Genomic DNA, 14960 nt, shown 5'->3' on the forward strand with positions numbered 1-14960 from the left:
TAGTGAAACGATGCATCGCCGATGGTAGTGTGGGGTTTCCCCATGTGAGAGTAGGTCATCGTCAAGATTAAATTCCGAAACCCCATTTGCGAAAGCAGATGGGGTTTTGTTTTGGGCGGTCGGAAAGTCCGGCGCGCTGCTCGGAGTGCGCTTCAATGCCAAGCGTCCGCCTTTCTATGCAATGCCCCTGCGCATGGCTATCATGCGTGCCTCATTGTGAGGCGATACTTGCATGCTGACGTTGTTAGAACTTCTGAAAGATGGCCGGTTCCATTCCGGAGAAGCGCTTGGTGCTGCCCTGGGCGTTAGTCGCAGTGCTGTTTGGAAGCAGCTCCAGCACCTTGAAGCCGAATTGAATCTGCCCGTTCATAGGATTCGAGGGAAGGGGTATCAATTGGCTTCTCCTCTTGTTTTCTTGAGCGCTGCGGAAATTCGGCAACATGCGCCTGCTTTGGCGTGGCCTATCCATGTCTACGATTCCATCGACTCAACAAATGCTGAAGCTTTGCGCCTTGCGGGTGTCGAGTGCGCAACCCCCTTCCTAGTGCTTGCGGAACAGCAAACGGCGGGAAGAGGCAGGCGTGGTCGAAAGTGGGTCAGTCCGTTTGCTCAGAATGTGTATTACAGCCTCGTCTTGCGTATTGAGGGCGGTCTGCGGCAACTGGAGGGGCTAAGCCTTGTGGTTGGGTTGGCAGTCATGCAAGCCCTACGTGAATCGGGAGTTCAGGCTGCTGCTTTGAAATGGCCTAACGACGTCCTCGTTGGACATAAGAAAATTGCCGGGATCTTGCTGGAACTCGTAGGGGACCCTGCGGATATCTGTCACGTTGTCCTCGGAATAGGTATCAACGTCAATATGCAGAAGGCTGATGAGGTTGACCAGCAATGGACATCGGTGCAGTTGGAGACGGGCTCTCCTGTTGATCGCAATTCGTTGGTTGCCCGTCTTGGTCTGCAGTTGCAGCGGTACCTGGATCGGCACAGGGCATTAGGTTTTGCCGCGCTTCAGGATGAATGGGAGGCAAGCCATGCTTGGCAGGGCAGGGCGGTGTCGCTCATAGCCGGTGTCAATGAGGTCGATGGATTTGTTCTGGGCGTTGATCGTCAAGGTGCGTTGCGCTTAAGTGTCGATGGCATTGAGAAAATATACAGTGGTGGTGAGTTAAGCCTGAGGTTGCGTGATGATTCTTGAGCTCGACTGTGGGAACAGCTTTATCAAGTGGCGTGTGCTCGGTTCGAGTCTGGCTGGTGTAGCGATAGAAGGTGTGGCAGGTTCTGATGAGGCATTGGTTGATAGTCTGCTGGCGGTGCCTGGCCTGTTGCTGACGCGTTGCCGGCTAGTGAGTGTGCGTGCGCTGGAGGAGACAGACAAGCTGGTCGCGGCGCTTGTGGATGCATTTGGTGTTGCTGTTACCTGCGCTGCTTCGGCTCGTGAAATGGCTGGGGTGCGTAACGGCTACGAAGATTTCGAGCGCTTGGGGCTCGATCGCTGGTTGGCGATGCTTGGTGGATTTAAGTTGGCATCCGGCGCTTGCTTGGTCCTGGACTTTGGTACGGCGGCGACGGCAGATTTTATAGCTGCGGATGGAGAGCACCTGGGGGGCTTCATTTGTCCGGGTATGTCTCTCATGAGGAATCAGCTGCGAACGCATACGCGCAAGATCCGGTATGGCGATGCCGCCGCTGAAAGGGCCTTGGAGTGCCTGTCACCTGGTCGCACCACGGTCGAAGCTGTAGAGCGGGGCTGTACGTTGATGCTAAGAGGGTTTGTGCTGACCCAGTTGGAGCTGGCCAGGAGCTACTGGGGCGATGACTTCACCGTGTTCCTGACAGGCGGCGACGCTGAACTGGTATTGGATGCTGTGCCGCAGGCTCGGCTCGTTCCTGATCTGATTTTCGTTGGTTTGGCGATGGCGTGCCCGTTATCTTGAGGTGTTTATGCGTTGGCTGTTTTTGCTTTTACTGATCCTCAACGCTTTTTACTACATATGGCATCAACAAGAGGCGCCGTTGCGCGCTAAAGATGTCACTCCTCTGAGTCTCTATCGAGGCAGCCAGCAGGATATTCGTCTGCTGAGCGAGTCCTCTGACGCCGTGGCCCGCAGGGAGCGGGCAAAGGCGTCTGATGCGCAAAATACCTGTTTGTATATTGGTGGTTTTGTAGATCAGCGTCAGGCGCAATCTGTCGAGCAGCGCCTCACCAGCCTGGATATAAAGGTCAGGATTCAGTTGCTGAGCTTGCCTGATGCCCAGGGTTACTGGCTCCGGGTTGCCCCGGAAAGCAGGCGTCTGGCTGAGGATCTGCCCTTTGAAAACCTTGCTAAGGAATTCAATGAGTTAAAACATAAAATAATGCTGTGCGAAGGCATTGCAACTGTCGAATAGTTTGAATAGAATGGCGCCCGCTTCGCAGTGAAGACCTTTAGGGGGATTTGATGGGAAGTGACGTCAATGCAGCTAACCTCATAATTTAAATGAGAAAATGCTTGACAGAAGGTCGGCGTGATGTAAAATGCCGGCTCGCTTAGGAGGGGTTCCCGAGCGGCCAAAGGGATCAGACTGTAAATCTGACGTCTACGACTTCGAAGGTTCGAATCCTTCCCCCTCCACCATTTTTAGCGTGAGCTGCAAGCTCCGCGGGTATAGTTTAGTGGTAGAACCTCAGCCTTCCAAGCTGATGATGCGGGTTCGATTCCCGCTACCCGCTCCAAGTTTGCAGGTTGTGCAGGTGTTTTGCTCTTGTAGCTCAGTTGGTAGAGCACACCCTTGGTAAGGGTGAGGTCAGCGGTTCAAATCCGCTCAAGAGCTCCATATAACAAGGCAGATATGAAAATATCTGCCTTTGTTTTAACAGCTGCCTCGGCTTGAGGGTTTTTTATCTGGCGACGATGATGTTGTCAGGTGAATTCAAGTCTAGTGGGGTTGGTTGTTGTAAAGTCTTTTTCAGGCCTGCATAATGGTCGGCCTGATTTTGTTTTAGGTCAGTAGCTCAATTGGCAGAGCGACGGTCTCCAAAACCGTAGGTTGGGGGTTCGATTCCCTCCTGACCTGCCAGATTCACGTGGTGTGTCTGGCTTTCTTTTCACAGGATCTTCATAGATGACTCCTAAGGCTGAAGCTCAAAGCTCTCGTTTCGATCTCGTCAAGTGGCTCGCTGTGGTCGCATTGGTGGTCGTAGGCGTTGTTGGCAATCAGTACTACTCTGCTTCGCCGATCCTGTACCGCGTTCTCGCTTTGCTTGCTCTTGCTGCTGTAGCTGCCTTTGTAGGCTTGCAGACTGCCAAAGGCAAGTCTTTCGCGGTTCTGGTGAAGGAAGCTCGCACCGAAATCCGTAAAGTCGTTTGGCCGACTCGCCAAGAAACCACGCAGACCACGTTGATTGTTGTGGCTGTTGTTCTGGTTATGGCGTTGCTGTTGTGGGGGCTTGATTCCCTCCTCGGCTGGCTTGTTTCCTTGATTGTTGGCTAAGGGTGTCCCGTGGCTAAGCGTTGGTACGTTGTGCATGCTTACTCGGGTTACGAGAAGCATGTTATGCGCTCTTTGCTAGAGCGCGTAAAGCTGGCAGGCATGGAAGATGGCTTCGGCGAAATTCTGGTTCCCACTGAAGAAGTGGTTGAAATGCGGAATGGTCAGAAGCGCAAAAGTGAGCGTAAGTTCTTCCCTGGCTATGTGCTGGTTCAGATGGACATGAATGAAGGTACTTGGCACTTGGTCAAGGACACTCCTCGTGTCATGGGTTTCATTGGCGGTACTGCTGATAAGCCTGCTCCAATCACTGACAAAGAGGCAGAAGCAATTCTGCGTCGTGTTGCTGATGGTAGCGACAAGCCTAAGCCGAAGACGTTGTTCGAGCCGGGTGAGGTTGTTCGTGTCACAGATGGTCCGTTTGCTGATTTCAACGGTACTGTCGAAGAAGTTAACTACGAAAAGAGCCGGATCCAAGTGGCGGTGCTCATTTTCGGTCGCTCTACTCCGGTAGAGTTGGAGTTCAGCCAGGTCGAGAAGGTCTAGCTGAATAAGCATCCCAACCCCGCAGCCTTAGGCTGTGGGGTTTTGTCGTCACTGGGATAAACGCGCAAGTAACCGGGGAGCCTTTCGAGGCGTTTGAACCCGTAATTGGAGTGCCTCATGGCCAAGAAGATTACCGCTTACATCAAGCTGCAAGTGAAGGCCGCTCAGGCCAACCCAAGCCCACCTGTTGGTCCAGCTCTGGGTCAGCACGGCGTGAACATCATGGAATTCTGCAAGGCTTTCAACGCCCGTACTCAGGGTCTTGAGCCAGGTCTGCCGACTCCAGTGATCATCACTGTATACAGCGACCGTAGCTTCACTTTCGAAACCAAGTCGACCCCGGCTTCGGTTTTGCTTAAGAAAGCTGCTGGTCTGACTAGCGGTTCCGCTCGTCCTAACACCGTTAAGGTTGGCACCGTAACTCGTGCTCAGCTGGAAGAAATCGCGAAAACCAAAAACGCGGATCTGACTGCAGCTGATATGGATGCAGCCGTGCGTACCATCGCCGGTTCTGCTCGTAGCATGGGCCTTAACGTGGAGGGTGTGTAATGGCTAAGCTGACCAAGCGCCAAAAGGCTATCGCCGGCAAAATCGAAGCGGGCAAGTCCTACAGCTTTGTAGACGCTGCTGCTCTGCTGACCGAGCTGTCGACTGTCAAGTTCAGCGAGTCTGTTGACGTTGCTGTAAACCTGGGTGTTGACCCACGTAAATCCGACCAGGTCGTTCGTAGCGCTACTGTGCTGCCACACGGTACTGGCAAGACTGTACGTGTAGCCGTCTTCACCCAAGGTCCAGCTGCTGAAGCAGCTCTGGCCGCTGGCGCTGATCGCGTTGGCATGGACGACCTGGCTGCCGAAATGAAAGGCGGCGACCTGAACTATGACGTAGTTATTGCTTCCCCGGATGCAATGCGCGTTGTAGGTCAATTGGGTCAGATCCTGGGCCCGCGCGGCCTGATGCCTAACCCTAAAGTCGGTACCGTAACTCCAGACGTAGCTACCGCGGTTAAAAACGCCAAGGCTGGTCAGGTTCGTTATCGCACCGACAAAAACGGCATCATTCACACCTCCGTTGGCAAAGTCGGCTTCGACGCCGTCAAGCTGAAGGAAAACGTTGAGGCCCTGATCGCTGATCTGAAGCGTATCAAGCCAGCTTCCTCGAAAGGTATCTACGTCAAGCGCGTTACCCTGAGCACCACTATGGGCCCAGGTCTGGTCATCGACCAAGGCTCGCTGGACGTATAAGACACAGATTGGCGCAAGCGATTGCGTCAATTGGAAAAAATTGGGGTCCCTGCCTGGCGGGGGCTATCCAAGACCGTAGGCGACGCAAGTCTTAAACCAAAAGCCTACGCAGATGGTGCTCCCGGTTCCTTACCGAATCAGACACCAAAACGACATCCGGCTCCGGCCAGATGAAACGGTAACAAGCAGGAGTTAAACCCGTGGCAATTAATCTCGAAGACAAGAAGGCCATCGTCGCTGAAGTCAACGAGGCTGCCAAAGCTGCTCTGTCCGCTGTCGTGGCTGATGCCCGTGGTGTGACAGTAGGCGCTATGACCGGACTCCGTAAAGAGGCTCGTGAAGCTGGCGTATACGTACGTGTTGTACGTAACACCCTGCTCAAGCGCGCCGTTGCTGACACTGAATACAGTGTCCTCAACGACGTGTTCACAGGCCCGACTCTGATCGCGTTCTCCAAGGATCATCCAGGCGCTGCTGCCCGTTTGTTCAAGGAATTCGCCAAGAGTCAGGATAAGTTCGAGATCAAGGCAGCTGCGTTCGAGGGCAAGTTCCTCGCAGCTAACCAAATCGACGTACTGGCAACACTGCCGACCCGCGACGAAGCCATTTCGCAGCTGATGAGCGTGATTCAAGGCGCTACCAGCAAGCTGGCTCGTACTCTGGCTGCAGTTCGCGAGCAAAAAGAAGCTGCCGCAGCCTAAGGCTGAGCAAATTCTCTCGCGTATTTTTGTTTATTTCGATGGCCGCGTAGGCCGTCCCCCAATTCAGGAAATACAGCAATGTCTATCTCCCAAGACGATATCCTCAACGCCGTAGCTGAAATGTCGGTTCTGCAGGTTGTTGAGCTGATCAAAGCTTTCGAAGAAAAATTCGGCGTTTCCGCTGCCGCTGCTTCCGCTGGCCCAGCTGCTGCTGCTGCCGTTGTTGAAGAGCAAACCGAATTCAACGTCATGCTGCTGGAAGCTGGCGAGAAGAAAGTAAACGTGATCAAGGCAGTACGTGAACTGACCGGTCTGGGCTTGAAAGAAGCCAAGGCTGTAGTTGACGGCGCTCCTGCTATGGTTCTGGAAGCAGTGACCAAAGATGCAGGCGACAAAGCCAAGGCAACTCTGGAAGAAGCAGGCGCTAAAGTCGAGCTGAAGTAAGCATCGACATTGCGTCTCCAGCCCAAGCGTTAAGCTGAAGGCTGATGGCTGGTGGCTCTTGCCACCGGCCTTTTTCCGTTCTTGGCTGTCGACTCGGTCGCCGCCATTAACGCGCTGTAGCCACCCGATGCGGTGGTGCAAACCATGGGGTTTGCAAGATTTTCTGGCTGCTCCCGTCGGAGGGGCCAAACAAGCAGGTGACCAAGCTGGGGAACGCTGATGGCTTACTCATATACTGAGAAAAAACGTATCCGCAAGGACTTTAGCAAGTTGCCGGACGTCATGGATGTCCCGTACCTTCTGGCTATCCAGCTGGATTCGTATCGTGAATTCTTGCAGGCGGGAGCGACCAAAGATCAGTTCCGCGACGTGGGCCTGCATGCGGCCTTCAAATCCGTTTTCCCGATCATCAGCTACTCCGGCAATGCTGCGCTGGAGTACGTCGGTTATCGCCTGGGCGAACCGGCATTTGATGTCAAAGAATGCGTGTTGCGTGGCGTTACGTACGCCGTACCTTTGCGGGTAAAAGTCCGCCTGATCATTTTCGACAAAGAATCGTCGAACAAAGCGATCAAGGACATCAAAGAGCAAGAAGTCTACATGGGCGAAATCCCATTGATGACTGAGAACGGTACCTTCGTTATCAACGGTACCGAGCGTGTAATTGTTTCCCAGCTGCACCGTTCCCCGGGCGTGTTCTTTGACCACGACCGCGGCAAGACGCACAGCTCCGGTAAACTGTTGTACTCCGCACGCATCATTCCGTACCGCGGTTCGTGGTTGGACTTCGAGTTCGACCCGAAAGACTGCGTGTTCGTGCGTATCGACCGTCGTCGCAAGCTGCCGGCCTCGGTACTGCTGCGCGCGCTCGGTTACACCACTGAGCAAGTGCTGGACGCTTTCTATACCACCAACGTGTTCAGCCTCAAGGATGAAACTCTAAGCCTTGAGCTGATTGCTTCGCGTCTGCGCGGTGAAATTGCGGTCCTGGACATTCAGGATGAAAATGGCAAGGTCATTGTTGAAGCGGGTCGTCGTATCACTGCGCGCCACATCAACCAGATCGAAAAAGCCGGCATCAAATCGCTGGAAGTGCCTCTGGACTACGTCCTGGGTCGCACGACCGCTAAAGTCATCGTTCACCCTGCTACTGGAGAAATCCTGGCTGAGTGCAACACCGAGCTGAACACTGAGATCCTGGCCAAGATTGCCAAGGCTCAGGTTGTTCGCATCGAGACTCTGTACACCAACGATATCGACTGCGGTCCGTTCGTCTCCGACACCCTGAAGATCGACTCCACCAGCAACCAATTGGAAGCGCTGGTCGAGATCTATCGCATGATGCGTCCTGGCGAGCCACCTACCAAAGACGCAGCCGAAACCTTGTTCAATAACCTGTTCTTCAGCCCTGAGCGTTATGACCTGTCTGCGGTCGGCCGGATGAAGTTCAACCGTCGTATCGGTCGTACCGAGATCGAAGGTTCGGGCGTGCTGTGCAAGGAAGACATCGTTGCGGTCTTGAAGACTCTGGTCGACATCCGTAACGGCAAAGGCATCGTCGATGACATCGACCACCTGGGTAACCGTCGTGTTCGCTGCGTAGGCGAAATGGCTGAGAACCAGTTCCGTGTTGGCCTGGTACGTGTTGAGCGTGCGGTCAAAGAGCGTCTGTCGATGGCAGAAAGCGAAGGCCTGATGCCGCAAGACTTGATCAACGCCAAGCCAGTGGCTGCGGCGGTGAAAGAGTTCTTCGGTTCCAGCCAGCTCTCGCAGTTCATGGACCAGAACAACCCGCTCTCCGAGATCACCCACAAGCGCCGTGTTTCTGCACTGGGCCCGGGCGGTCTGACCCGTGAGCGTGCAGGCTTTGAGGTTCGTGACGTTCACCCTACGCACTACGGTCGTGTATGCCCGATCGAAACGCCGGAAGGTCCGAACATCGGTCTGATCAACTCCCTGGCCGCTTATGCGCGCACCAACCAGTACGGCTTCCTTGAGAGCCCGTACCGTGTGGTGAAAGACGCTCTGGTCACCGACGAGATCGTGTTCCTGTCTGCTATCGAAGAAGCTGATCACGTGATCGCTCAGGCTTCGGCCACGATGAACGACAAGAAAGTCCTGATCGACGAACTGGTAGCTGTTCGTCACTTGAACGAGTTCACCGTCAAGGCGCCGGAAGACGTCACCTTGATGGACGTTTCGCCGAAGCAGGTAGTTTCGGTTGCAGCGTCGCTGATCCCGTTCCTGGAGCACGATGACGCCAACCGTGCGTTGATGGGTTCCAACATGCAGCGTCAAGCTGTACCGACCCTGCGTGCTGACAAGCCGCTGGTAGGTACCGGCATGGAGCGTAACGTAGCCCGTGACTCCGGCGTTTGCGTCGTGGCTCGTCGTGGCGGCGTGATCGACTCCGTTGACGCCAGCCGTATCGTGGTTCGCGTTGCCGATGACGAAGTTGAAACTGGCGAAGCCGGTGTCGACATCTACAACCTGACCAAATACACCCGCTCGAACCAGAACACCTGCATCAACCAGCGTCCGCTGGTGAGCAAGGGTGATCGCGTTCAGCGTAGCGACATCATGGCCGACGGTCCGTCCACCGACATGGGTGAACTGGCTCTGGGTCAGAACATGCGCATCGCGTTCATGGCATGGAACGGCTTCAACTTCGAAGACTCCATCTGCCTGTCCGAGCGTGTTGTTCAAGAAGACCGCTTCACCACGATCCACATTCAGGAACTGACCTGTGTGGCACGTGATACCAAGCTTGGGCCTGAAGAGATCACTGCAGACATCCCGAACGTGGGTGAAGCTGCACTGAACAAGCTGGACGAAGCCGGTATTGTTTACGTAGGTGCTGAAGTAGGCGCAGGCGACATCCTGGTTGGTAAGGTCACTCCGAAAGGCGAGACCCAACTGACTCCGGAAGAGAAGCTGCTGCGTGCGATCTTCGGTGAAAAAGCCAGCGACGTTAAAGACACCTCCCTGCGTGTACCTACCGGTACCAAAGGTACTGTCATCGACGTACAGGTCTTCACCCGTGACGGCGTTGAGCGTGATGCTCGTGCACTGTCCATCGAGAAGACTCAACTCGACGAGATCCGCAAGGACCTTAACGAAGAGTTCCGTATCGTTGAAGGCGCGACCTTCGAACGTCTGCGTTCCGCTCTGGTAGGCCACAAGGCCGAAGGCGGCGCAGGTCTGAAGAAAGGTCAGGACATCACCGACGAAATCCTCGACGGTCTTGAGCACGGCCAGTGGTTCAAGCTGCGCATGGCTGAAGATGCTCTGAACGAGCAACTCGAGAAGGCCCAGGCCTACATCGTTGATCGCCGCCGTCTGCTGGACGACAAGTTCGAAGACAAGAAGCGCAAACTGCAGCAGGGCGATGACCTGGCTCCAGGCGTGCTGAAAATCGTCAAGGTTTACCTGGCAATCCGTCGCCGCATCCAGCCGGGCGACAAGATGGCCGGTCGTCACGGTAACAAGGGTGTGGTCTCCGTGATCATGCCGGTTGAAGACATGCCGCACGATGCCAATGGCACCCCGGTCGACGTCGTCCTCAACCCGTTGGGCGTACCTTCGCGTATGAACGTTGGTCAGATCCTTGAAACCCACCTGGGCCTCGCGGCCAAAGGTCTGGGCGAGAAGATCAACCGTATGATCGAAGAGCAGCGCAAGGTCGCAGACCTGCGTAAGTTCCTGCACGAGATCTACAACGAGATCGGCGGTCGCAACGAAGAGCTGGACACCTTCTCCGACCAGGAAATCCTGGATCTGGCGAAGAACCTGCGCGGCGGCGTTCCAATGGCTACCCCGGTGTTCGACGGTGCCAAGGAAAGCGAAATCAAGGCCATGCTGAAACTGGCAGACCTGCCAGAAAGCGGCCAGATGCAGCTGTTCGACGGCCGTACCGGCAACAAGTTTGAGCGCCCGGTTACTGTTGGCTACATGTACATGCTGAAGCTGAACCACTTGGTAGACGATAAGATGCACGCTCGTTCTACCGGTTCGTACAGCCTGGTTACCCAGCAGCCGCTGGGTGGTAAGGCTCAGTTCGGTGGTCAGCGTTTCGGGGAGATGGAGGTCTGGGCACTGGAAGCATACGGTGCTGCATACACTCTGCAAGAAATGCTCACAGTGAAGTCGGACGATGTGAACGGTCGTACCAAGATGTACAAAAACATCGTGGACGGCGATCACCGTATGGAGCCGGGCATGCCCGAGTCCTTCAACGTGTTGATCAAAGAAATTCGTTCCCTCGGCATCGATATCGATCTGGAAACCGAATAACACGTGACGCGAATCGAGAGCGGGGCTGTTTAGCCCGCTCTCTGCTCCGCCAGGAGGAAAGGCCTTGAAAGACCTACTGAATTTGCTGAAAAACCAGGGTCAAGTCGAAGAGTTCGACGCCATCCGTATTGGATTGGCATCGCCTGAGATGATCCGTTCGTGGTCGTTCGGTGAAGTTAAAAAGCCGGAAACCATCAACTACCGTACGTTCAAACCTGAGCGTGACGGCCTGTTCTGCGCCAAGATCTTTGGCCCGGTAAAGGATTACGAGTGCCTGTGCGGTAAGTACAAGCGCTTGAAGCACCGTGGCGTGATCTGCGAGAAGTGCGGCGTTGAAGTCGCGCTGGCCAAGGTTCGTCGTGAGCGTATGGCGCACATCGAACTGGCTTCGCCGGTTGCCCACATCTGGTTCCTGAAATCGCTGCCGTCCCGTATCGGCTTGCTGATGGACATGACCCTGCGTGATATCGAGCGCGTCCTCTACTTCGAGAGCTATGTCGTTATCGATCCAGGCATGACTACCCTTGAAAAAGGTCAGCTGCTGAACGATGAGCAGTACTTCGAAGCGCTGGAAGAGTTCGGCGACGATTTCGATGCCCGCATGGGTGCCGAAGCTGTCCGCGAACTGCTGCACGCTATCGACCTGGAACACGAGATTGGCCGTCTGCGCGAAGAGATTCCGCAAACCAACTCGGAAACCAAGATCAAGAAGCTGTCCAAGCGTCTGAAGTTGATGGAAGCCTTCCAAGGTTCCGGCAACTTGCCAGAGTGGATGGTGCTGACCGTTCTGCCGGTTCTGCCGCCAGACCTGCGTCCTCTGGTACCGTTGGATGGTGGTCGTTTCGCAACGTCCGACCTCAACGACCTGTACCGTCGCGTGATCAACCGTAACAACCGCTTGAAGCGTCTGCTTGATCTGTCCGCTCCGGACATCATCGTGCGCAACGAAAAGCGTATGTTGCAAGAAGCGGTCGATGCACTGCTCGACAACGGCCGTCGTGGCCGCGCTATCACGGGTTCGAACAAGCGTCCTCTGAAATCCTTGGCTGACATGATCAAGGGTAAGCAAGGTCGTTTCCGTCAGAACTTGCTCGGCAAGCGTGTTGACTACTCCGGTCGTTCGGTAATTACCGTAGGCCCGACCCTGCGTCTGCACCAGTGCGGTCTGCCTAAGAAGATGGCACTTGAGCTGTTCAAGCCGTTCATCTTCGGCAAGCTGGAAATGCGCGGTCTCGCGACCACCATCAAAGCGGCCAAGAAAATGGTCGAGCGCGAACTGCCAGAGGTTTGGGACGTTCTTGCTGAAGTGATTCGCGAACACCCGGTTCTCCTCAACCGTGCACCGACCCTTCACCGTTTGGGTATTCAAGCGTTTGAACCGGTACTGATCGAAGGTAAGGCTATCCAGCTGCACCCTCTGGTCTGTGCTGCGTACAACGCCGACTTCGACGGCGACCAAATGGCCGTGCACGTACCGCTGACACTGGAAGCCCAGTTGGAAGCGCGTGCGTTGATGATGTCGACCAACAACATTCTGTCGCCAGCCAACGGTGAGCCAATCATCGTTCCGTCGCAGGACGTTGTATTGGGTCTGTACTACATGACCCGTGAAGCGATCAACGCCAAAGGCGAAGGTCGTGTGTTCGCTGACCTGCAAGAAGTTGACCGTGTGTTCCGTGCCGGCGAAGCCGCACTGCACGCCAAGGTCAAAGTGCGGATCAACGAAACCGTCAACGACCGTGACGGCGGCAGCGTGAGCGGCACTCGTATCGTCGACACCACTGTCGGCCGTGCGCTGCTGTATCAAGTTGTGCCAAAAGGTCTGTCCTACGACGTCGTCAACCTGCCGATGAAGAAAAAGGCGATCTCCAAGCTGATCAACCAGTGCTACCGCGTGGTTGGTTTGAAAGAGACCGTGATCTTCGCTGACCAGTTGATGTACACCGGTTTTGCTTATTCGACCATCTCCGGCGTTTCCATCGGTGTTAACGACTTCGTTATCCCGGATGAAAAAGCCCGCATCATCGCAGCTGCAACCGATGAAGTGAAAGAGATCGAAAGCCAGTACGCCTCGGGCCTGGTAACACAGGGCGAGAAGTACAACAAAGTGATCGACCTTTGGTCCAAGGCCAACGACGAAGTCTCCAAGGCGATGATGGCCAACCTCTCGAAAGAGAAAGTCATCGACCGTCACGGCGACGAAGTTGACCAGGAATCCTTCAACTCGATGTACATGATGGCCGACTCGGGCGCACGGGGTTCTGCTGCGCAGATCCGTCAGCTCGCCGGTATGCGTGGCCTGATGGCCAAGCCGGACGGTTCCATCATCGAAACGCCGATTACTGCGAACTTCCGTGAAGGTTTGAGCGTACTCCAGTACTTCATCTCCACTCACGGTGCTCGTAAGGGTCTTGCGGATACCGCGTTGAAAACCGCTAACTCCGGTTACCTGACTCGTCGTCTGGTAGACGTTGCACAAGATCTGGTTGTAACCGAGATCGATTGCGGCACCGAGCACGGCTTGCTGATGACTCCGCACATTGAAGGCGGTGACGTTGTAGAGCCGCTGGGTGAGCGCGTATTGGGTCGAGTTATTGCACGTGACGTATTCAAGCCAGGTACCGAGGAAATTATCGTTCCTGCCGGCACCCTGGTAGATGAAAAGTGGGTCGAGTTCATCGAACTCAACAGCATCGACGAAGTGATCGTTCGCTCGCCGATCAGCTGTGAAACCCGCTACGGCATCTGCGCCAAGTGCTACGGCCGTGACTTGGCTCGTGGTCACCAGGTGAACATCGGTGAAGCGGTCGGCGTTATCGCTGCCCAGTCCATCGGTGAGCCGGGTACCCAGCTGACCATGCGTACGTTCCACATCGGTGGTGCGGCAAGTCGGACCTCCGCTGCGGACAGCGTTCAGGTGAAGAATGGCGGTACCGTCCGTCTGCACAACCTCAAGCACGTTGAGCGAGTGGATGGTCACTTGGTTGCTGTGTCCCGTTCCGGCGAACTGGCCATCGCTGATGACTACGGTCGTGAGCGTGAGCGCTACAAGCTGCCGTACGGTGCTGTGATTTCGGTTAAAGAAGGCGACAAGGTCGACGCTGGCGCTATCGTGGCCAAGTGGGATCCGCACACTCACCCAATCGTTACCGAAATGAAAGGTACCGTGACCTACGTAGGCATGGAAGAAGGCATCACGATCAAGCGTCAGACTGACGAATTGACCGGTATGACCAACATTGAAGTACTCGACGCCAAAGATCGTCCAGCTGCCGGTAAAGACATCCGTCCTGCCGTGAAGATGGTCGATGACAACGGCAAGGATCTGTTGCTGCCAGGCACTGACGTAATCGCTCAGTACTTCCTGCCAGCCAACGCCCTGGTCGGTGTAGCGGATGGTGCGAAGATCGCGATCGGTGATGTTATCGCGCGTATCCCGCAAGAAACTTCGAAGACTCGCGACATCACCGGTGGTCTGCCGCGTGTTGCCGACTTGTTCGAAGCTCGTCGTCCGAAAGAAGCGTCGATTCTGGCAGAAGTCAGCGGCACCATCGCGTTCGGCAAAGAGACCAAGGGCAAGCGCCGCCTGGTTATCACCCCGAACGACGGTACCGATCCGTACGAAGAGCTGATTCCAAAGTGGCGTCACCTGAACGTCTTCGAAGGCGAACAGGTAAACCGCGGCGAAGTTATCTCCGACGGCCCGAGCGATCCACACGACATCCTGCGTCTGCTGGGTGTAAGTGCGCTGGCCAAGTACATCGTTAACGAGATCCAGGACGTTTATCGCCTGCAAGGCGTGAAGATCAACGATAAGCACATCGAGACCATCCTGCGTCAGATGCTGCGTAAAGTTGAAATCGCTGAATCCGGCGATTCCAGTTTCATCAAGGGCGACCAGATGGAACTGACTCACGTACTGGTAGAAAACGAGCGTCTGGCTGGCGACGAGAAATTCGTTTCCAAGTTCACTCGTGTGCTGCTGGGTATCACCAAGGCGTCGCTGTCCACTGAATCGTTCATCTCGGCGGCCTCCTTCCAGGAGACCACTCGTGTACTGACCGAAGCAGCGGTAACCGGCAAGCGCGATTACCTGCGCGGCCTGAAAGAGAACGTGGTCGTGGGTCGTCTGATCCCGGCGGGTACCGGTTTGGCTTATCACAGCGAGCGTAAGCGTCGCCGTGATGCTGACAAGCCGCTGCGCGTTAGCGCCAGTGAAGTGGAAGCTGCACTGACCGAAGCACTGAACTCAAGCGGTAACTGAGTT

General features: G+C 55.3%; 11 protein-coding genes and 4 tRNA genes. All 15 read left to right on the forward strand.

Going from position 1 to position 14960, the window contains the following annotated elements:
• Positions 1–232 precede the first annotated feature (232 nt).
• The 15 genes from birA (at position 233) to rpoC (ending at position 14957) form a co-directional block, all read left to right on the forward strand.
• Entirely contained in the window at positions 233–1192 is a 960-nt protein-coding gene (birA, locus tag EJD88_RS26260) for a bifunctional biotin--[acetyl-CoA-carboxylase] ligase/biotin operon repressor BirA (protein WP_099584602.1), read from the forward strand.
• Positions 1182–1931, forward strand: coding sequence for a pantothenate kinase (locus EJD88_RS26265; RefSeq protein WP_158879346.1), 750 nt, complete (start codon positions 1182–1184; stop codon positions 1929–1931). Before birA ends, EJD88_RS26265 begins: the two co-directional genes overlap by 11 nt.
• Before the next feature lie 7 nt (positions 1932–1938).
• Positions 1939–2385, forward strand: coding sequence for a hypothetical protein (locus EJD88_RS26270; protein WP_099584604.1), 447 nt, complete (start codon positions 1939–1941; stop codon positions 2383–2385).
• Between the two features lie 142 nt (positions 2386–2527).
• A tRNA-Tyr gene (locus EJD88_RS26275) sits at positions 2528–2612 on the forward strand.
• A 24-nt stretch (positions 2613–2636) separates the two neighbouring features.
• Positions 2637–2710: transfer RNA gene (locus EJD88_RS26280), tRNA-Gly, on the forward strand.
• Positions 2711–2735: 25 nt separating this feature from the next.
• A tRNA-Thr gene (locus EJD88_RS26285) sits at positions 2736–2811 on the forward strand.
• Between the two features lie 167 nt (positions 2812–2978).
• Positions 2979–3054 (forward strand) — tRNA-Trp (locus EJD88_RS26290).
• A 45-nt stretch (positions 3055–3099) separates the two neighbouring features.
• The gene (secE, locus tag EJD88_RS26295; RefSeq protein WP_003194658.1) at positions 3100–3468 is read left to right on the forward strand and encodes a preprotein translocase subunit SecE; all 369 of its coding nucleotides are present in this window, start codon (positions 3100–3102) and stop codon (positions 3466–3468) included.
• Positions 3469–3477: 9 nt separating this feature from the next.
• Positions 3478–4011: a transcription termination/antitermination protein NusG gene (nusG, locus tag EJD88_RS26300; protein WP_003176436.1), complete on the forward strand. Its 534-nt coding sequence runs from the start codon at positions 3478–3480 to the stop codon at positions 4009–4011.
• A 117-nt stretch (positions 4012–4128) separates the two neighbouring features.
• Complete coding sequence (rplK, locus tag EJD88_RS26305; RefSeq protein ID WP_003176435.1) at positions 4129–4560, forward strand: 50S ribosomal protein L11; 432 nt, start codon at positions 4129–4131, stop codon at positions 4558–4560.
• Positions 4560–5255, forward strand: coding sequence for a 50S ribosomal protein L1 (gene rplA / locus EJD88_RS26310; protein WP_028618134.1), 696 nt, complete (start codon positions 4560–4562; stop codon positions 5253–5255). The genes rplK and rplA overlap by 1 nt, the downstream gene beginning before the upstream one ends.
• A 200-nt stretch (positions 5256–5455) precedes the next feature.
• On the forward strand, positions 5456–5956 hold the full coding sequence (gene rplJ / locus EJD88_RS26315; protein WP_003232405.1) for a 50S ribosomal protein L10: 501 nt from the start codon (positions 5456–5458) through the stop codon (positions 5954–5956).
• Between the two features lie 78 nt (positions 5957–6034).
• Positions 6035–6400, forward strand: coding sequence for a 50S ribosomal protein L7/L12 (rplL, locus tag EJD88_RS26320; RefSeq protein WP_053138313.1), 366 nt, complete (start codon positions 6035–6037; stop codon positions 6398–6400).
• Positions 6401–6619: 219 nt separating this feature from the next.
• Positions 6620–10693, forward strand: coding sequence for a DNA-directed RNA polymerase subunit beta (gene rpoB / locus EJD88_RS26325; RefSeq protein ID WP_032884533.1), 4074 nt, complete (start codon positions 6620–6622; stop codon positions 10691–10693).
• A gap of 64 nt (positions 10694–10757) precedes the next feature.
• Entirely contained in the window at positions 10758–14957 is a 4200-nt protein-coding gene (gene rpoC, locus EJD88_RS26330; protein WP_099584605.1) for a DNA-directed RNA polymerase subunit beta', read from the forward strand.
• The last annotated feature ends 3 nt before the right edge of the window (positions 14958–14960 follow it).

It is taken from the genome of Pseudomonas sp. PB105 (genome assembly GCF_009764655.1).
Taxonomy (GTDB): domain Bacteria; phylum Pseudomonadota; class Gammaproteobacteria; order Pseudomonadales; family Pseudomonadaceae; genus Aquipseudomonas; species Aquipseudomonas cyclaminis.